Source organism: Pseudomonas tritici (assembly GCF_014268275.3).
GTDB lineage: Bacteria > Pseudomonadota > Gammaproteobacteria > Pseudomonadales > Pseudomonadaceae > Aquipseudomonas > Aquipseudomonas tritici.
Genome location: NZ_CP077084.1, coordinates 927,886 through 948,672, shown reverse-complemented (window position 1 = coordinate 948,672; position 20,787 = coordinate 927,886). Strand labels below are relative to the sequence as shown.

The 20,787-nt window shown below is 62.0% G+C and carries 17 protein-coding genes and 1 pseudogene; 12 read left to right on the top strand and 6 right to left on the bottom strand.

What is annotated here, in order from left to right:
- The first annotated feature begins 30 nt into the window (after window positions 1-30).
- The 9 genes from HU722_RS04005 (at window position 31) to purH (ending at window position 10,292) form a co-directional block, all read left to right on the top strand.
- Window positions 31-1,992, top strand: coding sequence for a methyl-accepting chemotaxis protein (locus HU722_RS04005; protein WP_065889042.1), 1,962 nt, complete (start codon window positions 31-33; stop codon window positions 1,990-1,992).
- A 316-nt stretch (window positions 1,993-2,308) separates the two neighbouring features.
- Window positions 2,309-2,764 carry a type II 3-dehydroquinate dehydratase gene (aroQ, locus tag HU722_RS04000; RefSeq protein ID WP_012721999.1) on the top strand — a complete coding sequence of 152 codons (456 nt, stop codon included), beginning with the start codon at window positions 2,309-2,311 and terminating at the stop codon, window positions 2,762-2,764.
- A gap of 24 nt (window positions 2,765-2,788) precedes the next feature.
- Window positions 2,789-3,250: an acetyl-CoA carboxylase biotin carboxyl carrier protein gene (gene accB, locus HU722_RS03995; protein WP_065889044.1), complete on the top strand. Its 462-nt coding sequence runs from the start codon at window positions 2,789-2,791 to the stop codon at window positions 3,248-3,250.
- 17 nt (window positions 3,251-3,267) lie between these two features.
- A complete protein-coding gene (gene accC / locus HU722_RS03990; RefSeq protein ID WP_003188188.1) occupies window positions 3,268-4,629 on the top strand; it encodes an acetyl-CoA carboxylase biotin carboxylase subunit in 1,362 nt (453 codons plus the stop codon).
- A 299-nt stretch (window positions 4,630-4,928) separates the two neighbouring features.
- The gene (prmA, locus tag HU722_RS03985; RefSeq protein ID WP_065874288.1) at window positions 4,929-5,807 is read left to right on the top strand and encodes a 50S ribosomal protein L11 methyltransferase; all 879 of its coding nucleotides are present in this window, start codon (window positions 4,929-4,931) and stop codon (window positions 5,805-5,807) included.
- Window positions 5,808-5,837: 30 nt separating this feature from the next.
- Window positions 5,838-7,097 carry a DUF3426 domain-containing protein gene (locus HU722_RS03980; protein WP_065879934.1) on the top strand — a complete coding sequence of 420 codons (1,260 nt, stop codon included), beginning with the start codon at window positions 5,838-5,840 and terminating at the stop codon, window positions 7,095-7,097.
- 175 nt (window positions 7,098-7,272) lie between these two features.
- Window positions 7,273-8,286 (top strand): tRNA dihydrouridine synthase DusB, encoded by a 1,014-nt coding sequence (gene dusB, locus HU722_RS03975; RefSeq protein ID WP_065879933.1) that lies wholly within the window; start codon window positions 7,273-7,275, stop codon window positions 8,284-8,286.
- Window positions 8,283-8,603, top strand: a complete 321-nt coding sequence (fis, locus tag HU722_RS03970) for a DNA-binding transcriptional regulator Fis (protein ID WP_003221275.1) — start codon at window positions 8,283-8,285, stop codon at window positions 8,601-8,603. Before dusB ends, fis begins: the two co-directional genes overlap by 4 nt.
- Window positions 8,604-8,684: 81 nt before the next feature.
- A complete protein-coding gene (purH, locus tag HU722_RS03965) occupies window positions 8,685-10,292 on the top strand; it encodes a bifunctional phosphoribosylaminoimidazolecarboxamide formyltransferase/IMP cyclohydrolase (RefSeq protein ID WP_065874291.1) in 1,608 nt (535 codons plus the stop codon).
- Window positions 10,293-10,306: 14 nt separating this feature from the next.
- On the opposite strand, the pseudogene HU722_RS28785 reads toward purH, so the two are convergent.
- Window positions 10,307-10,420: pseudogene (locus tag HU722_RS28785) on the bottom strand (outer membrane lipoprotein carrier protein LolA); the annotation flags it as partial.
- A gap of 21 nt (window positions 10,421-10,441) precedes the next feature.
- Between HU722_RS28785 and purD the strand changes: the two are divergent.
- The 3 genes from purD to HU722_RS03950 all read left to right on the top strand — a co-directional run bounded on the left by purD (window position 10,442) and on the right by HU722_RS03950 (window position 15,421).
- Complete coding sequence (purD, locus tag HU722_RS03960; RefSeq protein ID WP_065889048.1) at window positions 10,442-11,734, top strand: phosphoribosylamine--glycine ligase; 1,293 nt, start codon at window positions 10,442-10,444, stop codon at window positions 11,732-11,734.
- A gap of 114 nt (window positions 11,735-11,848) precedes the next feature.
- Complete coding sequence (locus tag HU722_RS03955; RefSeq protein WP_186754652.1) at window positions 11,849-14,620, top strand: hybrid sensor histidine kinase/response regulator; 2,772 nt, start codon at window positions 11,849-11,851, stop codon at window positions 14,618-14,620.
- Between the two features lie 204 nt (window positions 14,621-14,824).
- Window positions 14,825-15,421 carry a MarC family protein gene (locus HU722_RS03950; RefSeq protein WP_003171467.1) on the top strand — a complete coding sequence of 199 codons (597 nt, stop codon included), beginning with the start codon at window positions 14,825-14,827 and terminating at the stop codon, window positions 15,419-15,421.
- Here HU722_RS03950 and HU722_RS03945 read toward each other — a convergent pair.
- The 5 genes from HU722_RS03945 to cobG form a co-directional block, all read right to left on the bottom strand.
- Window positions 15,418-16,197 (bottom strand): hypothetical protein, encoded by a 780-nt coding sequence (locus HU722_RS03945; protein ID WP_065889051.1) that lies wholly within the window; start codon window positions 16,195-16,197, stop codon window positions 15,418-15,420. The two genes, HU722_RS03950 and HU722_RS03945, sit on opposite strands and share 4 nt — an antisense overlap.
- 236 nt (window positions 16,198-16,433) lie before the next feature.
- The gene (gene cobJ / locus HU722_RS03940; protein WP_065889054.1) at window positions 16,434-18,071 is read right to left on the bottom strand and encodes a precorrin-3B C(17)-methyltransferase; all 1,638 of its coding nucleotides are present in this window, start codon (window positions 18,069-18,071) and stop codon (window positions 16,434-16,436) included.
- Window positions 18,071-18,802, bottom strand: a complete 732-nt coding sequence (locus HU722_RS03935; protein ID WP_065879930.1) for a precorrin-2 C(20)-methyltransferase — start codon at window positions 18,800-18,802, stop codon at window positions 18,071-18,073. Before HU722_RS03935 ends, cobJ begins: the two co-directional genes overlap by 1 nt.
- Window positions 18,802-19,428 (bottom strand): precorrin-8X methylmutase, encoded by a 627-nt coding sequence (locus HU722_RS03930; RefSeq protein ID WP_065874298.1) that lies wholly within the window; start codon window positions 19,426-19,428, stop codon window positions 18,802-18,804. Before HU722_RS03930 ends, HU722_RS03935 begins: the two co-directional genes overlap by 1 nt.
- Window positions 19,421-20,767, bottom strand: a complete 1,347-nt coding sequence (cobG, locus tag HU722_RS03925) for a precorrin-3B synthase (RefSeq protein ID WP_065874299.1) — start codon at window positions 20,765-20,767, stop codon at window positions 19,421-19,423. Before cobG ends, HU722_RS03930 begins: the two co-directional genes overlap by 8 nt.
- Window positions 20,768-20,787: the final 20 nt, after the last annotated feature.

Genomic DNA, 20,787 nt, shown 5'->3' with positions numbered 1-20,787 from the left:
CTTATCTTTTGCTGTCGGTTGAAACCACGCATGCGCCTGAAGCTGCTGACCAATCTCAACACCCTCCTTATTGTGGCCGTGTGCCTGGCGCTCGGGGCGACGCTGTGGTGGTCGCAGCGCGCTCTGGAACGGCCGTATTTGCTGATGGAGCGCTACTTGGGCCTGTCGCAGGCTTTTCAGAACCAGGCCGCGCGCAATATTGACGACTACCTGGCCAGCGGCGACGCGCTGCGCCTGAGCAGCGCCAGCCAGAGCCTGGAAAGCCTGTTGCAAGACCTGGATCAACTGCCCGCCGACCTGGCGCAAAGCCTGCGCCCCAGCCTGGTGGACCTGGATGCCTTCAGCAAGACTGACCTGCTCGCCGCCGGCAAATTAGCGGGTGACCCACAGGCCCTGCTGCTGCAAGCCGAGCGCGAACTCGGCGCGAACCTGGAGCAACTGGGCCAGTACGCCATCGGCGTCAATTCTGCAGAGGCCGCACGTTACCTGCCGCCACTGCTGGCGGCGTCCCAGCATCTGGCCAAACTGTCCCTGGCCCGCGACAAACTGGTGAGCAGCGGGCGCGCGGAACTGGCTGATGATGTGGAGCGCGAAGTCGGCAATATCCGCAGCCAGGCGGATGTGCTGGAACAACTGCCGCTGTTGGGCGTAAAGGCCAGCGCCGAATCCAGCGCGGATGATTTTTCCGCGCTGATGGGCCTGGAAAACACTGAGAAAACCGAGGCCCAAGACACCGGCGTCGACCTCAAGCGCGAACTCAACAGCTTATTGACCCGCTACCCTGCCGAACTCAAGCGCACCCGCGAACAGATCCAGCAACGCGCCGGACTGGCCGCCGCTACCCACCTGAAAATCAAGGCCGTGCAGGAAGCCATCGCCGGCCTGGAGCCGGTGGTGCGCGCGCAGCACGGCACGATCCAGGGCGAAGTTCGCCTGATGCAAGGGGTGATGATCGGCCTGATCCTGCTGATCGCGTTGTTGATCGACACCTTGCAACGGCGCCTGGCACGCGTGCTGACCAACCTCGCGCCGGCCCTGTCGACTTGGGCCGAGGGCGACTTCAGCCAGCCGATTGCCCTGGGCAAGACCAACCGTGAGCTGCACGATATCGAAGCCTCGCTGAACCGCCTGCGTGCCTATCTGGTGGACTTGGTGGGCACTATTCGCGGCAATGCCGAGGAAGTCGCCGGCAGCAGTCGGGCATTGGCCGAACTGAGCAGCGGCCTGCACGACGGTGCCAAACGCCAGGCTGGGGATACCGCGCAGATCCGCGATTCGCTGGGGGAACTGGAAGCGACCATCCAGCAAGTCGCCGGCGATGCCAGCCAGGCCGCGGGCGCCAGTCGCAGTGCCGGCCAGGCGGTAGAGCAAGGCCAACGCGTGATCGGCCTGAGCCTGACCGGGCTGCACGCCCTGGTGGGCGAAGTGCAGCAAAACGCGCAGATGATCGAAAAACTCGCCGAAGAATCCGCCACCATCGGCGGCGTGCTCACCGTGATTCGCGCGATTGCCGAGCAGACCAATCTGCTGGCCCTCAACGCTGCCATCGAGGCTGCCCGTGCCGGTGAAGCCGGACGTGGTTTTGCCGTGGTCGCCGACGAAGTCCGCTCCCTGGCCCAACGCACCGCTGGCGCCACGGCGGAGATCCAGACCCTGATTGCGGGCCTGCAAAGCGCCGCCCACCAATCCGTGCAAGGCATGCGCGCCCAGGTCGAACACGCAGAAGCCACCGCCCAACAGGCCCAGGCGGCGGACGGTGCGCTGGATGAGATCGTCGGCGCGATCCAGACCATTTCCGACACGGCCGTGCGCATTGCCGATGTGACGGCGCAGCAGAGTGGGGCCGTGAGTGAGATTCGCGATAACAGTGAGCGGATTCATCAGCTGGGTGAGGATAACTTGCTGCGCATTGGTCAGGGGCGCAGCCAGGGTGAGCATCTGCTGGTACTCGGTGGGCAGCTCAACACCGCGGTGCAGGCGTTCCGCGTCTAATCCGATCTACCGCCTCATCAAGATCACGGGCTATGCGCAGATCAAAACTGTGGGAGCTGGCTTGCCTGCGATAGCGGTGGGCCAGTTAACACATCCGGTACTGACACACCGCCATCGCAGGCAAGCCAGCGCCCACATTGAATCTCCATCAACTTCGAAGACGTACCACCAATGACCAGATCCTACGACTTGGTCACATACTTTGCGCTATCCTCGCTAATCGTGCTGCCTACTGCATAGAACTGGACAGTCACAAAGGCTTTGCGGCATAGTCGCCGGGTTCTGCCGTACTCACATCAATAACAAGGAACAGCCGATGGCGACCTTACTGGTTCTTCACGGACCCAACCTGAACCTGCTCGGCACCCGTGAACCGGGCGTCTACGGGGCAGTTACCCTGGATCAGATCAACCTCGATCTTGAGCGCAGGGCGCGTGAAGCCGGCCACCATCTGCTCTACCTGCAAAGCAATGCCGAGTACGAATTGATTGATCGCATCCATGCCGCGCGCGGCGAAGGCGTGGACTTTATCCTGATCAATCCCGCCGCTTTTACGCACACAAGCGTTGCATTACGTGACGCGCTGCTGGCGGTGAGCATCCCATTCATCGAAGTGCATTTGTCGAACGTGCACAAACGTGAACCTTTCCGCCATCACTCTTACTTCTCCGACGTAGCGGTAGGAGTGATCTGCGGCCTTGGCGCCAGCGGTTACCGACTGGCCCTGGAGGCCGCCCTGGAACAGCTTGAACAACCGGCCAAGCGCCCCTGACCGACCCTTGGGAGTTGATGATTCATGGATATCCGTAAAGTTAAGAAACTGATCGAGCTGCTGGAAGAATCCGGTATCGACGAGCTGGAAATCAAGGAAGGCGAAGAGTCCGTACGGATCAGCCGTCACAGCAAGACTCCGGCCCAACAGTTCTACGCGCCACAGATGCAAGCGCCGGCTCCGGCCGCTGCTGCTCCGGCCGCCGCACCTGCTGTCGCTGCACCTGCAGCACCCGCAGCGCCTGTGCTGAACGGTTTCGTGGTCAAGTCGCCAATGGTCGGTACGTTCTACCGTACCCCGGCACCGACTTCGCCAGCCTTCGTTGAAGTCGGCAAGACGGTGAAAGTGGGCGACACCATCTGCATCGTTGAAGCGATGAAGATGATGAATCACATCACCGCTGAGAAAGCCGGCGTCATCGAATCCATCCTGGTAGAAAACGGTCAGCCGGTTGAGTACGACCAGCCGCTGTTCACCATCGTTTGAACCGCGGAGCGCCTTCGATGTTGAAACCTGCGAAGAAACTGCAAAAAGTCCTGATCGCTAACCGCGGCGAGATCGCGCTGCGTATCCTGCGCGCCTGTAAGGAAGAGGGCATCAAGACCGTCGCTGTTTACTCGACGGCCGATACCGAATTGATGCACGTGAAACTGGCGGACGAAAGCATCTGCATCGGCCCGCCACTGGCCACGAACTCGTACCTGAAAGTCTCGAACATCATCGCCGCGGCAGAAGTGACCGGCGCTGACGGCATCCACCCGGGCTACGGTTTCCTTGCGGAAAACGCCGATTTCGCCGAACAGGTGGAAAAATCCGGGTTCGCCTTCATCGGCCCGAAAGCCGAAACCATTCGCCTGATGGGCGACAAGGTCTCGGCCAAGGACGCCATGATTGCAGCCGGCGTGCCCACCGTTCCTGGCTCCGACGGCCCACTGCCTGAAGACGAAGAAACCGCTCTGCGCATTGGTCGCGAAGTCGGCTACCCAGTGATCATCAAGGCCGCCGGTGGCGGTGGTGGTCGCGGCATGCGCGTGGTGCACAAGGAAGAAGACCTGATCGAAGCCGCCAAGCAGACGCGCTCCGAAGCGGGCGCCTGGTTCGGCAACCCGATGGTCTACCTGGAAAAATACCTGACCAACCCACGTCACGTGGAAGTGCAAGTATTGTCCGACGGCCAAGGCCACGCCATCCATCTCGGCGATCGCGATTGCTCGCTGCAACGTCGTCACCAGAAGGTGTTGGAAGAAGCACCGGCACCCGGCCTGGACGAAAAAGCGCGCCAGGAAGTACTGGCTCGTTGCGTCAAGGCGTGCATCGACATCAACTACCGTGGCGCCGGTACCTTTGAGTTCCTCTACGAGAACGGCCGTTTCTACTTCATCGAGATGAACACTCGTGTGCAGGTAGAGCACCCGGTTTCGGAGATGGTCACCGGTATCGACATCGTCAAGGAGATGCTGAGCATCGCCGCTGGCAACGTGTTGTCCTTTACCCAGGACGACGTGAAGATGCACGGCCACTCCCTGGAGTGCCGGATCAACGCCGAAGACCCGAAAACCTTTATCCCGAGTCCAGGCCTGGTCAAGCACTTCCATGCGCCAGGCGGCAACGGCGTTCGCGTCGATTCGCACCTGTACAGCGGCTACAAGGTTCCGTCCAACTACGACTCGCTGATCGGCAAGCTGATCACCTGGGGCGCCACCCGCGACGAGGCCATGGCCCGTATGCGCAATGCCCTGGACGAAATCGTGGTCGACGGCATCAAGACCAACATCCCGCTGCACCGGGACCTGGTTCGTGATGAAGGCTTCTGCGAGGGTGGTGTGAACATTCACTACCTGGAACACAAGCTGGCCAACCAGTAAGTGCTCCACTCAACAAAGCCGCCTTCGGGCGGCTTTGTTGTTTCTACTCCCCCCGGTTTCTGTGGAAAAACACCATCCCCTGTGGGAGCGGGCTTGCTCGCGAAGGCGGTGTGTCAAGTCATACATGTGCTGACTGATACACCGCCTTCGCGAGCAAGCCCGCTCCCACATTTTGTTGTGTGTGTATCCCCTGCACCGCATATCGTCGGCACAGTCGTCTTCTGCCCTCCGCTCGCGTAAACTTGCGCCCTTTCGCAGCCCAACCCCGCTGCACACTCATTTTTTCAAAGGTGCCCGCCATGCCTTGGCTGCAAGTCCGTCTCGCCATCAGCCCAGAACAAGCCGAAACCTATGAAGACGCGTTCCTCGAAGTGGGCGCTGTCTCGGTCACCTTCATGGACGCCGAAGACCAACCGATCTTCGAACCTGAACTCAACACCACCCCGCTGTGGTCCCACACCCATTTGCTGGCCCTGTTCGAAGACGGCACCGACGCTGCCGCCGTGCTGGCCCACATGGAATTGCTCACCGGCGGCCCATTGCCGGAGCATCACAGCGAAGTGATCGAAGACCAGGACTGGGAACGCAGCTGGATGGACAACTTCCAGCCGATGCGTTTCGGCCAGCGCCTGTGGATCGTGCCAAGCTGGCACGCCGCGCCTGAGCCGGATGCCGTCAACCTGCTGCTGGACCCGGGCCTCGCGTTCGGCACCGGCACCCACCCGACCACCGCCCTGTGCCTGGAATGGCTGGACGGCCAGGACCTGACCGACAGCCACGTGCTGGACTTCGGCTGCGGCTCGGGCATCCTGGCAATTGCCGCCCTGCTGCTCGGCGCAAAGGAAGCCGTGGGCACCGATATCGACGTACAGGCCCTGGAAGCCTCCCGCGATAACGCCGGACGCAACAACATTCCTGAAAGCAAATTCCCACTCTACCTGCCAGAGCAATTGCCCCAGGTGCAGGCCGATGTGCTCGTGGCGAACATTCTCGCCGGGCCGCTGGTGTCCCTGGCGCCGCAGCTGTCCAGCCTGGTCAAGCCGGGCGGCCGTTTGGCGCTGTCGGGCATCCTCGCAGAGCAAGGCGAAGACGTCGCCGCTGCCTACGCGCAGGATTTCGAGCTGGACCCCATCGCTAACCGTGATGGCTGGGTACGCATCAGCGGTCGTCGGCGCTAGAATGAGCGCTTGCCTGAATCGGATGGCCGCATGACCGACAGTTTCGTCACCCAGTGCCCGCATTGCCAAGCGCGCTTTCGCGTCAACCACGCCCAATTGAGCGTGGCCCGCGGCGTGGTGCGCTGCGGCTCGTGCCTGCAAGTGTTCAATGCAGCTCGCCAGTTGCTGGAGCAGCGTGGCCAAGTGCCGGCGCCGCAGCCTGATCTGCCTGATCTGCCTGCTGCCGAGCCTGTTCCAGAGATCACACTTGAGGCACCGCGGGCAATCAGCCAGAAGCAGTGGACCGCCGAAGAGCTGGACCTGGACAACCTTGACTTGGACGAAGAGCTGGCCAAGCTGGAACGTCGCGAGATTCAGCACACGCTGCCGGCGGGTGCAGAACGTCGCCAGCCCGGCGCCGAGCGGCGCCAAAAAGAAGAATCCTTCAGCGCCAGCCGCGACACGGTTAAAGCCGAAGAAGAAAAATGGGCCGCCAGCCTGTTCAGCGAACCGCCTGAAGAGCGTGCCCAAAGCACTGAAGCCGAACCCGAGCCGACGAACGCACCTGCGACCAAGCAGCGCACCGAACCGTCCATGTCGTTCCACACCGACGATATCGACGATGAACCGCCACTGCGTTCAACGCCAGAAGATGACGACACCGATCCGCCATTCACGCCATTGACCCAGTCGGCCGATGACGTTGAACCCGAAGAACGCCCCAAACCCCGGCGCAAGCGCCCGCGCGCCGAAACGAATGTGCACGACGACCAACTGCTGGATCTCGAAGACGACCCGCTGCACCTCTACGCGCAAAAGCGTCCGGCCAGCCTGGGCCGTCGCCTGATCTGGCTGTTGCTGGTACTGATCGCCGCCGCCGGTCTCGCAGGCCAGTACATCGCCTACCAATTCGACGAGCTGGCCCGCCAGGACGCCTATCGCCCCTGGTTCCAGGAACTGTGCCCTACACTGGGCTGCACCGTGCCGTCACGGGTCGATATTGCCCATATCAAGAGCAGCAACCTGGTGGTGCGCAGCCACCCGGACTTCGCCGGGGCGCTGGTAGTGGACGCGATCATCTATAACCGCGCGACCTTCTCCCAGCCCTTCCCGCTGCTGGAGCTGCGTTTTGCCGACTTGAACGGCGGCCTGATTGCCAGTCGTCGCTTCAAACCCGCCGAATACCTCAGCGGCGAACTGGCCGGCGTTAGCGAAATGCCATCACAGGTCCCGATCCACATCTCCCTGGACATCCTCGATCCGGGCAATAAAGCCGTGAATTACAGCCTGAGCTTTCACTCGCCCGAGTAAATCAAGGCCCGCATCGCGGATTGAATGGCTGGACCATCGGCAACCAAACCGGTGGCGATAAGAAAATAACTGTTCAGATTTTATCCAATTCAGCCTTTATCCAGTCATCGAGAGCGGGTATCATGCCAACCCTTTTTCGAACTCTAATGATCCGGCCCCACAACAGGGAAGTCCTATGTCGGCGGTACGCATCGGCCCATACACATTGCAGAACGGCTTGATTCTCGCCCCGATGGCGGGCGTCACCGACCAGCCCTTTCGTCAGCTGTGCAAGCGTTTGGGCGCGGGTCTAGTAGTCTCGGAAATGGTCACCAGCGACATGAGCTTGTGGAACACCCGCAAATCGCGGATGCGCATGATCCACGAAGGTGATCCCGAGCCCCGCTCGGTACAGATCGCCGGCGGTGATGCGCAAATGCTGGCGGATGCGGCCCGGGCCAACGTGGAGTTGGGGGCGCAGATCATCGATATCAACATGGGCTGCCCGGCCAAGAAGGTCTGCAACAAGGCCGCCGGTTCCGCCCTGTTGAAAGATGAGCAGTTGGTTGCCGAGATCCTGCAGGCCGTTGTCGCCGCAGTGGATGTGCCGGTCACCCTGAAGATTCGCACGGGTTGGGACCGGGAGAACAAGAACGGCCTGGTGGTGGCGAAGATCGCCGAACAGGCAGGCATTACAGCGCTGGCGGTGCATGGCCGCACCCGCGCCGACCTTTACACCGGTGAAGCCGAGTACGACACCATTGCTGCGATCAAGCAGGCGGTGTCGATGCCGGTGTTTGCCAATGGCGACATCGACTCAGCCGAGAAAGCCCGGCGCGTACTGCACGCAACCGGCGCCGATGGTTTGTTGATTGGCCGGGCCGCCCAGGGGCGGCCGTGGATTTTTCGTGAGATCGAGCATTTCCTGCGTACCGGCGAAATGTTACCGGCGCCAGGGTTGGTCGAGGTGGAACGTATTCTGCTAGAGCATTTGAATGCCCTGCACGTTTTCTACGGAGACGTGATGGGCGTGCGCATTGCTCGCAAGCATGTCGGCTGGTATCTCGCAACCTTGCCGGGCGCCAAGGAGTTTCGCGCCCAGTTCAATCGTTTGGATGAAACGCAGGCACAGGTCGCCACCGTTCGTGAGTTCTTCGCCGAACGTGACAACAGCCTGGGAACAGGGGATGCAAAGGGGGTGGCCGCATGACGATGATGACCGAGACTTTAGTGAGTGGAACAGCACCCGTGAGCGACAACGTCAATTTGAAACAGCACCTCAACACGCCGAGCGAAGAAGGCCAAACCCTTCGCGGGAGTGTCGAGAAGGCGCTGCACAATTATTTCGCCCACCTTGAGGGCGCTTCCGTCACGGACGTGTACAACCTGGTGCTCTCCGAAGTCGAGGCGCCCTTGCTCGAAAGCGTGATGAACTACGTCAAGGGCAACCAGACCAAAGCCAGTGAGCTGCTGGGCCTCAACCGTGGCACCTTGCGCAAAAAGCTCAAGCAATACGATTTGCTGTAAGCATTCAATCAAACCAGAAAGGCGCCCGCGTAAAACCGGTCGCCTTTTTTGCTGACTCCTTTGCTTTTGATGGAAATTGAAATGACCGACCAGACTACCCGCCTGCCGATCCGCCGCGCCTTGATCAGTGTTTCCGACAAGACCGGGATCCTCGAATTTGCCCGGGAGCTGGAAGCCCTGGGTGTGGAAATCCTCTCCACGGGCGGGACCTTCAAACTGCTGCAGGACAACGGCGTGGCCGCAGTGGAAGTGGCGGACTACACCGGTTTCGCAGAAATGATGGACGGCCGGGTCAAGACCCTGCACCCGAAAATCCACGGCGGCATCCTCGGCCGTCGCGGCATCGACGACGCGATCATGACCGAACACGGCATCAAGCCGATCGACCTGGTGGCCGTTAACCTCTACCCGTTCGAAGCCACCATCAACAAGCCGGGCTGCGACCTGCCGACCGCTATCGAAAACATCGATATCGGCGGCCCAACCATGGTTCGCTCGGCGGCCAAGAACCACAAAGACGTGGCCATCGTGGTTAACGCCAGCGATTACGCCAACGTGCTCGAAAGCCTGAAAGCCGGTGGCCTGACCTACGCCCAGCGTTTCGACCTGATGCTCAAGGCGTTCGAACACACCGCCGCCTACGACGGCATGATCGCCAACTACATGGGCACCGTTAACCAAACGGCCGAGACCCTGAGCACCGAAGGCCGCAGCCAGTTCCCGCGCACCTTCAACAGCCAGTTCATCAAGGCCCAGGAAATGCGCTACGGCGAGAACCCGCACCAGAGCGCGGCGTTCTACGTTGAGGCAAAACCGGCCGAAGTCGGCATCGCCACCGCGACCCAACTGCAAGGTAAAGAGCTGTCCTACAACAACGTGGCCGACACCGACGCCGCGCTGGAATGCGTGAAAAGCTTCGTCAAGCCGGCCTGCGTCATCGTCAAGCACGCCAACCCGTGCGGCGTGGCCGTGAGCCCGGACGCAGAAGGCGGTATCCGCCAGGCCTACGAACTGGCCTACGCCACTGACACCGAATCGGCGTTCGGCGGCATCATCGCCTTCAACCGTGAGCTGGATGCCGAGACCGCCAAGGCGATCGTCGAGCGTCAGTTCGTTGAAGTGATCATCGCGCCAAGCGTCAGCGAAGAAGCCCGCGCCATCGTCGCCGCCAAGGCCAATGTGCGCCTGCTGGCGTGCGGCGAGTGGTCGGCTGACCGCGCCGCTGCCTGGGACTACAAGCGCGTCAACGGCGGCTTGCTGGTACAGAGCCGCGACATCGGCATGATCGGCAGCGAAGACCTGAAAGTGGTGACCAAGCGCGCACCGACCGAGCAAGAGATCAACGACCTGATCTTCGCCTGGAAAGTGGCCAAGTACGTTAAATCCAACGCCATCGTCTACGCCAAGAACCGCCAGACCATCGGTGTCGGTGCCGGCCAGATGAGCCGCGTGAACTCGGCGCGTATCGCCGCGATCAAGGCTGAACACGCCGGTTTGCAGGTCGTGGGTTCGGTAATGGCTTCCGATGCGTTCTTCCCGTTCCGTGATGGCTTGGACAATGCCGCGAAAGCCGGCGTGACCGCCGTGATCCAACCGGGCGGTTCGATGCGTGATGCCGAGGTGATCGCCGCTGCTGATGAAGCCGGCATTGCCATGGTATTCACCGGCATGCGCCACTTCCGTCACTAAACACCACTGCTTTCGACTGTAGGAGCGAGCTTGCTCGCGAAAAGCCCGAGAGCGCCACGGGGTGTCAGGTTTCCCCCGTTATCGTTGACGATCTTCGCGAGCAAGCTCGCTCCTACAGTGAAGCACAGCGTTTCCCAGAGGTTTTTGAAATGAATGTTTTGATCATTGGCAGCGGTGGCCGTGAACACGCCCTGGCCTGGAAAGTTGCCCAAGACCCGCGCGTCCAGAAAGTTTTCGTTGCACCCGGCAACGCCGGCACCGCCATTGAAGCCAAGTGCGAGAACGTTGCTATCGACGTGCTCGCCCTTGAACAACTGGCCGACTTTGCTGAAAAGAATGTGTCCCTGACCATCGTCGGTCCGGAAGTCCCATTGGTTGCCGGCGTGGTGGACCTGTTCCGCAGCCGCAACCTGGACTGCTTCGGCCCAACCGCCGGCGCTGCCCAGCTGGAAGGTTCCAAGGCGTTCACCAAGGATTTCCTGGCGCGCCACAAGATCCCGACCGCCGACTACCAGAACTTCACCGAGATCGAGCCGGCCCTGGCTTACCTGCGTGAAAAAGGTGCGCCCATCGTGATCAAGGCCGACGGCCTGGCCGCCGGCAAAGGCGTGATCGTCGCCATGACCCTGCAAGAAGCCGAAGACGCCGTGCGCGATATGCTCGCCGGCAACGCTTTCGGTGACGCAGGTTCCCGCGTGGTGATCGAGGAGTTCCTCGACGGCGAAGAAGCCAGCTTTATCGTGATGGTCGACGGCAAGAACGTATTGCCGATGGCCACCAGCCAGGACCATAAACGCGTCGGCGACGGCGACAGCGGCCCGAACACCGGCGGCATGGGTGCCTACTCCCCTGCCCCGGTCGTCACCGCCGACGTGCACAAGCGCGTGATGGACCTGGTGATCTGGCCGACCGTGCGCGGCATGGCCGATGAGGGCAATGTGTACACCGGTTTCCTGTACGCCGGTTTGATGATCGACAAAGCCGGTAACCCGAAAGTCATCGAGTTCAACTGCCGCTTTGGCGACCCGGAAACCCAACCAGTGATGCTGCGCCTGCAATCGAGCCTGGTGCTACTGGTGGAAGCCGCCCTGGCACAGGCCTTGGACAAGGTTGAAGCGCAGTGGGACCCACGTCCGAGCGTTGGCATTGTGCTGGCGGCCGGTGGTTACCCTGCCGACTACGACAAGGGCGACGTCATCGAAGGCCTCGACGCCGCCGCGACGCTGGAAGGCAAGGTGTTCCATGCGGGCACCGCGCTGAAGGATGGCCAGGTCGTGACCGCCGGTGGCCGTGTGTTGTGCGCCACCGCCATGGCCGCCAGTGTCGACGCCGCGCAGCAGCAAGCGTACAAGCTGGCCGCGAAAATCGATTGGAAAGGCTGCTTCTACCGCAAAGACATCGGCTACCGCGCCATCGCCCGCGAACGTGGCGAAAACAGCTAAGCCGCCGACGTCAGTAGCTATCCGTTCGGCTAGGCAAGGGCCTCTGGCCCTTGCCGTATACGGGCCTCCCCGCGCATAGTTACCCCGTGCATCAACCTACGAAGGGATTTCGCCGTGCGCTGGCTCAGGATCGCCATAGGTTTTACTGTCAGCCTGCTGACGCTGCTCTGCCTGTTCCCGGCCCAGGCTGCCGCGCAAGGCAGTGGCTGGGCAGTATTGCTTGATGAACAGGCCGACCTGCAGTTGAGCGACATCCGCTCTTCACGCTACACCAATCAATTCAGCCCCATCGAACTGGACCGCATCAGCGCCGCGGAACCGAACGGCGCGCTGTGGATACGGTTTAAGTTGCAACCCGGCAAACACGAGCAAGTGTTGCGGGTATTTGCCCCGGATTTGTCCCACCTGAGCCTCTATGTACTGGACGGCGATACCCTGGTGGAACAACAGAGCACCGGCACGCGCCAGCCCCAGACTGAGCGGCCGTTGCCCAGCAGCGACTTCATGCTGCCGATGCCCCAGAGCCAGAAACCGTTAGAGGTTTACCTGCGCCTGGTCTCGGAGCACGAACTGCGCCCGTATATCACCCTGGAACCGGCTGTGCTCGCCGCCGCCGACCAGACCCAGACGCTGATCTACGGCCTATTGTTCGGCTGCCTGCTGATGCTGATCCTGCACAACCTCACGCGCTTCGCCTACCACCGCTCACGCAGCAGCCTGTGGCTGGCGGCCTGCGAAGCGCTGTTGATGCTCAGCCTGGCGCTATTGCTGAACCTGGTGGGCCCATGGCTGCCGAACTGGCATGCGATCCAGACACCGGGCGCCTACCTGGCGTTGCTGCTGACCGCGCCCTGCGGGCTGATGTTTGCCTACCGTTTCTTCATGCCTCTGGGCCCACATCCACTGAACAAGCTGTTGATGGCCGACATCCTGGTCATCGTGCTGTGCGGCCTGCTGCTGTTGTTCGTCAACACCCTGCCGCTGAACATCATCACGTACGCGCTGGTGGCCCTGGCTGGCTTGAGCATGCTGTTTATCTCGGCCTGTCACTGGCAGAAAGGCTACCGCCCGGCACGCTTGTTCGTGGCGGCAATGGTGGTATTCAACATCGGTACGCTGATCATCCTGCCGGCGCTGCTTGGCCTGACGATGATTTCGCCCCAGGGCCTGATCGTCACGCTGCTGGCGTTCATCTGCCTCAGCGGCTTGTTGATGAGCCTGGCGTTGGGCGAACGCCAGCGCGCGATTGTCGAGGCACGTTTCAGCCTCAGTCGCGACCTGGCAGCGAGCAATGCCGAGATCGCCGCCAAGGCCGAGTTCCTGGCCAAGATCAGCCACGAAATCCGTACCCCCATGAACGGCGTGCTCGGCATGACCGAGCTGCTGCTGGGCACGCCGCTGTCGGTGAAACAGCGCGACTACGTGCAAACCATCCACAGCGCAGGTAATGAACTGCTTACCCTGATCAACGAAATCCTCGACATCTCCAAGCTGGAGTCCGGCCAGATAGAACTGGACGACGTGCAGTTCGACCTCAATGCGCTGATCGAAGATTGCCTGAGCATCTTCCGCGCCAAGGCCGAACAGCAGAACGTCGAACTGATCAGTTTTATCCAGCCCCAGGTGCCCCGCGTGATCAGCGGCGACCCGACACGCCTGCGCCAGGCCATGTTGAGCCTGCTGGAAAACGCCCTGCAAAAAACCGACGAAGGCGAAGTGCTGATCGTGGTTGCCCTGGACGATCGCAGCACCAAGCCACGCCTGCGCATTGCCGTGCAAGACAGCGGCCTGCCGATGGAAGCGGCCGAGCGCGACGCCCTGCTGCACAGCGAACTGCACAGCAAGAATTTCTTCTCGGCCACCCGTTTGAACGGCCACTTGGGCCTGGTTATCGCCCGCCAGTTGATCCTGCTGATGAACGGGGAGTTCGGCATCAAAAGCGGCAGCCATCAGGGCAGCACCCTGTGGCTGACCCTGCCGCTGGACCCGGAACGCCTGGAACACCCGACCTCCGACCTCGACGGCCCGCTCAAAGGCGCGCGGGTGCTGGTGGTGGACGACAACGACACCTGCCGCAAGGTGCTGGTGCAGCAATGCTCGGCCTGGGGCCTTAACGTCAGCGCCGTGCCATCGGGCAAGGAGGCCCTGGCGTTGCTGCGTACCAAGGCGCACCTGCGCGACTACTTCGATGTGGTGCTGCTGGACCAGAACATGCCCGGCATGACCGGCATGCAACTGGCAGCGAAAATCAAGGAAGACCCGAGCCTGAACCACGACATCCTGCTGATCATGCTCACCGGCATCAGCAACGCGCCGAGCAAGATCATCGCGCGCAACTGCGGGATCAAACGCATCCTCGCCAAGCCAGTCGCGGGTTACACGCTCAAGACCACCCTGGCGGATGAACTGACCCAGCGCAGCAAAGGCACCGTACCACCGCGTGCGTTGCCCAGCGCGCCAGCAGCCGTCACCGTACCCAGCGATTTCCGCATCCTGGTGGCCGAGGACAACAGCATTTCCACCAAAGTGATCCGTGGCATGCTCGGCAAGCTCAACCTCAACCCGGACACCGCCAGCAACGGCGAAGAAGCGCTGGAGGCGATGAAAGCCCAGCGTTATGACCTGGTGTTGATGGACTGCGAAATGCCGATCCTCGATGGCTTCTCGGCGACTCAGCAACTGCGTGCGTGGGAAGTCAGCCACCAGCGCATTCGCACACCGGTGGTGGCGCTTACCGCGCATATCCTCTCGGAGCACAAAGAACGTGCACGCCAGGCTGGGATGGACGGGCACATGGCCAAGCCGGTGGAGTTGTCGCAGTTGCGTGAGCTGGTGGAGTTCTGGGTGGCGCAGCGTCAGCAGCGCCCGGAGCACGCGCCTTCTTGACTTGAAATACAGTCCCCTGTGGGAACTGGCTTGCTGTGGCGAGGGAGCTTGCTCCCGCTGGGGTGCGAAGCGCCCCCAAAAAAAACGACTCCAGCTGCGCTGTCGAACGGGAGCAAGCTCCCTCGCCACAGCAAGCCAGCTCCCACATTTGATTTGTTTCGCCTGATAGACTGCCCACACTTTTTCCGCCCGCGAGCCACTCACATGCTCCACGTGTTATTCAGCGTCTACCTGAAAATGCTGGTGCTCTACAGCCCGTTCTTCGTGCTGTCCTGCTTTATCAGCCTTACTCGCGGCTACTCCAGCAAAGAGCGTCGGCGCCTGGCCTGGAAAGTGGCGCTGGCGACCCTGGTCTCGAGCGTGTTGCTCTACCTGTTCGGCCGGGTGATTTTCAGCGTGTTCGGCATCACCGTCGACGCCTTCCGCATCGGCGCCGGCAGTGTGCTGTTTATCTCTGCCCTGGGCATGGCCCAAGGCAAGTCGGCCGTGCAGACCGACAACGTGCAGCAGGACGTGACCATCGTGCCGCTGACCATTCCCCTCACCGTCGGCCCCGGCACCATTGGTGCACTGTTGGTGATGGGCGTGAGCCAGCCGCACTGGGATGACAAGCTCACCGCCATCCTCAGCATCGCCCTGGCCAGCCTCACGGTCGGCGTGGTGCTGTACCTGTCCAACCGTATCGAACGCATCCTCGGTGATCAGGGCTTGCAGATTGTCAGTCGATTGATGGGATTGTTTGTGTGCGCCTTGGCCGCGCAAATCATCTTTACCGGGGTGCGCGGCTACCTGGTGCCCTAGATCCGGTACTTGGCGATCGCCTGTTGCACCTTGTCACCCGCGCTCTCGCGCATCAATTGGATAGTCTTTTCGTTGACCACCGAGGTATTCAGCACCAGGCACGTCTGCCCGCTGAAAGCCTCGAACGAGGAGCTGTCCCATTCCAGGAATGGCAGCCCTACCTGTTTGCTCACGCTGTGGGTGCTGTAGGTCACCAGCACCATCATCAATTCACCCTCTGTTTCGGCACAGGAAGCCAGGCCGAAATCACCGCCTTGGTGCACCGCGCTGTTGCGTTTGAACAACTCGAAATTCGCCGGCGTCTGCTTCAACGCCTCCAACGCATCGGCGGCCAATTTAGGCAAAGCCGCGAGCAACGCTGCGGACAATGACGTCGATGCCAGCATGGCGGCGATGATATTCAGCACCGCCAACTGCACGGTCAGCCCCTTGCCCGAACGTGAGACCCGCTCGAAACGGCTGCGTACCGGCAGCCAGCCCAACCCGACCATCACCTTGATAAATTCCTCGTACCAGACCTCGGTACCGCGCTGGATTTTCAACACATCGCTGACGTAGCTGCTGGCCAGCAGATAGCTCTTGCGAATGTATTCCCGGTTCAGGCCCGACAGGCCATCGGCAAACGAAATCACGCTGTTGTTGACCACCGCCGCATTGAAATCGTCCTCAGTGTCCATCGGCAACGCCTTCAGCGCTCCTGGCGCTCCCGGCAGTTTGTAGGCGGCAATCAATTTGCGCCTTTGTTTACTGTTGATCCTTCTGTGATGTCGCTCCATTTTGACTCTCCACAAGCACCCCAACTCGGGGCTTATGTCCACCCTAGTCCACCCACCGACGGGCTTACCAGACGACAAACATCCCTTGCCGCGCCACGTAAAACTACCGCGCCCAGCAATCGCGTGGCGTAACGGGTGAGCCTCCAGACTTCGTCGCAAAAAAAAGAAAAAGCCCCGAACAACGCCAGGAATATCCCTGGATCATTCGGAGCTTTCCGGCAACCTGCAGGCCGTTTTCAGCAGGCAGGTTTCTCGCCATACCAGCGCGGTGTGTATACCCATTCACCGCCACTGGCACGGGGGAATGTGCAGGTGGTGGACGAGCCGATCAGCACCATGGTGCGCATGTCCACCTGGTCCGGCGTCAGTTGCCCCAACGTGGTGACACGCAAGGTCTGCCCCGGACGGCCAATATCGCGGCCCAGCACCACCGGTGTGTGCGGCGTGCGATGCAGCGCGACGATTTCCAGGGCACGCCCCAGTTGCCACGGGCGCGAACGGGAAATCGGGTTGTAGAACGCCAGGGCGAGATCGGCCTGGGACGCCAGGTCCAGGCGCTTCTCGATGATCGACCAGGGCTTGAGGTTGTCCGACAGCGACATCACGCAGAAGTCATGGCCCAACGGCGCACCGGCCTGGGCGGCGGTGGCCAGGGAGGCCGAGACGCCGGGCAGGATTTCCAGGTCGACCTGATGCCAGGCCGGGTCGCTGGACTCGTGCAAGGCCTCGATTACCGCGGCGGCCATGGCAAATACGCCAGGGTCGCCGGACGACACCACCACCACCGAACGGCCCTGCGCGGCCAGCTCGAAGGCGTGGCGCGCACGCTGCATTTCTTCGCGGTTGTCGGTGCAGTGCTGCACCTGATCGTCGCGAAACGGCCCGGCCATGCGCACGTAGGTTTCGTAGCCGAGCACGTCGGTGCAACGCGCCAGTTCGGCTTTCACCGCGGGCACCATCAATTCGGCAGCGCCGGGGCCCAGGCCGATCACGGCCAGTCGGCCACGGGGGCGACCGACTTGCGCCAGGTCCAGGGGTTGCTCGGCAACGTTGATGAGGATGTCGGCGTCCTGGGTAACACTGGCAAACCGCAGCGGTACGCCGAGTTCCAGAGCCGCTTCATGCAACGATGCTTCGGCCATTTGCGTATCACTGGCCAGCAAGCAGGCCAGGGATTGCACGGCGATACCCGCCTTATGCAAGGCCGTGCGCACACGCTCAGCCAATTGCACGCCTGGTTTGCACGTAACACATACATTCTTCGGGTAGATCAACAATTCATTGGCCGCAGGCGTGCGCTCGGCGCTGCCCACATGAATCGCCAGGCGCGCCTGTTGATCCTGAGGCAAGTTGGCCTGCTCCAGCCACGGCGCCGCGCCTTCGATGCGCACGCTTTCGCCGGCCAGCAAGTCCGAGACAAACCGCTTGCCCAGCTCCAGATCAGCCAGCTCATAACCCATCGGTGGATTAAGCAGGCAGGTGCCAAAACGCAGCTCGCCACTGGTGGTGATTGCAGCGGCAACGTTCAAGGCAGCGGCGATTTCGCGCGCCATGACATTCACACCGCCAAGGCCACCGAGCAACGGCACCACTGCGCTGCCGTCTTCGGCCACGGCCAGCACGGCGGGTTCTTCGCCTTTCTCCAGCAGCAACGGCGCCAGGGTGCGTATGACGATGCCGGCGGCGCACAGGGCAATCAGCGGCGTGCCGTGTTGATAGAGCTGGCGCAGGGTCGCGCCGAACTCGCTGTAGGCCTGGTCAGCCCCTTCAACACGTCCGGCCAAGCCGTGGATCACCGCGCCTGGGTAAACCTGCTGGATCTGGCGCGCAGTCGCCAGGCTGCCCTGCCCCAGGATGACAATCGCCGGGCGCATCAACCTTGCCACCGTTCGCCAGGCACGATGATCAGCGAGAAATACGGCGACGACATCGGTTCCACCTGATCCAGCGGCACGATTTTCTGGTTGGCCATGGTCGCGCGTTCCACATAGAGCGCACGCCCGGCCAGGCCGAGTTCTTCGAGCACCTGGCGCACTTTGGGGAAGTTACGGCCCAGCTTCATGATCACCGCCGCGTCGGCATCCGCCAGGCGCCGCTTGAGGTCCTCATGTGGCAACACGCCTGACAACACCGACAGGCTCTGGTTGCGATACACCAACGGCGCACCCAGCACCGAGGCGCCACCTAGCATCGAGCACACGCCTGGGATGACTTGCGCTTCGTAGCGTTCGGCGAGGCGGTCGTGCAGGTACATGTAGGAGCCGTAGAAGAACGGGTCGCCTTCGCAGATCACCGCCACATCGCGGCCAGCGTCCAAATGCGCGGCGACGTCGACACTGGCGGCGTCGTAGAAATCGCTGATTACTTGCTCGTAGGACATCGGCGCCGGCAGCGCTTCGGTGGTCACCGGGTACACCAGCGGCATCAGGGTCTGCTGCGGCACCAGGTGATCTTCGATGATGCCGAAGGCGTTGCCCTTCTTGCCCTTGGCCACGAAGTACGCCACAACAGGCGATTCGCGCAGCAGGCGCAGCGCCTTGAGGGTGATCAGTTCGGGATCACCGGGGCCAACGCCCAAGCCGATCAAGCGTCCGCGTGCCTGCATTATTCGACCTCCGTGGCCAGGGCATTCACCGCTGCGGCGGCCATCGCGCTGCCGCCCAGGCGGCCTTGCATGATCACGAATGGCACGCCGCGGCTGTCGGCGGCCAGCATCGCCTTGGATTCGGCGGCGCCCACAAAGCCGACCGGGAAGCCGAGGATCAACGCCGGTTTTGGTGCGCCAGCATCAAGCATCTCCAGCAGGTAGAACAACGCGGTCGGCGCGTTGCCGATCACCACCACGCTGCCTTCCAGGTGCGGGCGCCAGAGTTCCAGGGCGGCAGCGGAACGGGTGTTGCCCAACGCCCGTGCCAGCTCCGGCACGCTGTCGTCACGCAGGGTGCAGATCACTTGATTGTTAGCCGGCAGGCGTGTGCGGGTCACGCCTTCGGACACCATCCGCGCATCACACAGAATCGGCGCGCCAGCGGCCAACGCATCGCGCCCGGCCTTGCCTGCGCCTTCGGAGAACTGCAGGCCGTCGATGGCATCGACCATGCCGCAGGCATGAATCACGCGCACCGCGAGTTTTTCCAGGTCGGCCGGGATGCGGTCCAACTTGGCTTCCGCGCGAATAATGGCGAAGGAGTTGCGATAGATCTCCTGACCATCGCGGATGTAATCAATCATCGGTGTTGCTCCGTGGGCGAGCGCGCAGCAAGGCGCCCGTCGCTTCAATAGAAAGGTTGCGCGCGTGCAACCGGCCGAAACCGGGATGGGCTGCTTCGCGGAAATAGAGGTCGTAGTGGCCGGGGCTCACGGCCAGCAATGTCACCGGCGCAACGTGTGCGGCGGCGCAGGAACGTGGGCAGCCGGACAGGTGCACGTCGTGATCGGGTTTCAGCGCGGCGAGTTGCACCGCATCAGCCTTGGTGTCGGCCAGCGCTTTGCCGCAGCCCCTGGAACCGGTGCAGGCAGTCATGCGCGCCAGGGGTTGGTCAACTGAGCAGAGGAAGCCCAGCTGCGCTAGGCGCTCGGTCACGGCGTGAGGCTTTTCGACGTTGGGCAGCAGCACGCCCTGCCAAGGGGTGAAACGCAAGGTGCCGTCGCCGTACTCGCTGGCGAGTTGTGCGACGCCCGCAAGCATCGCCGAATCCAGGCGACCCAAGGGTGCGATGGCAGCGACATAGAACTGATTTTTTTGCGTCTGTGGATAAGTCCCAAGGTGCAGCAAAGCACCACTGGGCGGGCGATTGAAGCCGTCGACCGGCAGTAGCTTCAGGTGCAAGCGGCTCAGCAGGTTATCCACAGGCAGATGACGCATGCGGGTTTGTTCCGGAGTGGCGAGGTCAAGAAACGCCTCCAGCACCGCCACCACCAGCGCATGGCCCTGCTCCAATGGCACAGCCGCCAACGGTGCATCCAGCCCAGGGCAACCGGCCAGGCCGAATGCGAGGAGCGTCTCACCATCGCGTACAAACGCCGAAAGCCACAGATCATGATGATGTTCGAGCATCGCCAGCGCTTCACCGCCATCCAACTGCACAGCGAACTTTGCCGACAGCTCATGGAAACGTGGGTGGTTTTGCAGGGTGGCGAGGATCTGATCGGCCAGCGGGCGGGTGTCGAACAGCATCTGCGGGTCGATACCGGCGCTGGGGCTGAGCATCAGGTTGCGCACATCGTCGCCAGCGGCGTTGCTGGGGCCTAGGCCTGCGGCCAGCAGCATGGCGATCAAGGCGTGCTCTTCGGCACCGATCCCGCGAATCTGCAGGTTGGCGCGGTTGGTCGCCTCAATCACTCCACCGGCATAGGCCTGGGCCGCGTCCGCCACCGCATGGGCCTGCACTGCGGTGATCGAACCACCGGCCAATTTGATCCGGCAAATGCCACCGTCCAGCGCCTGGACAATACGCAGCAACCCCGGACAAGCCGAGGGGCGCAAGGTATTCACAGCGGGCGTCTGGTTCACGGGGCTACCGGTTCGCGGGTAAAGGCGCGGTATTATGCCTGCTTTGTCCGGCGGCATGAAAAGCCTGCCCGTCGGAT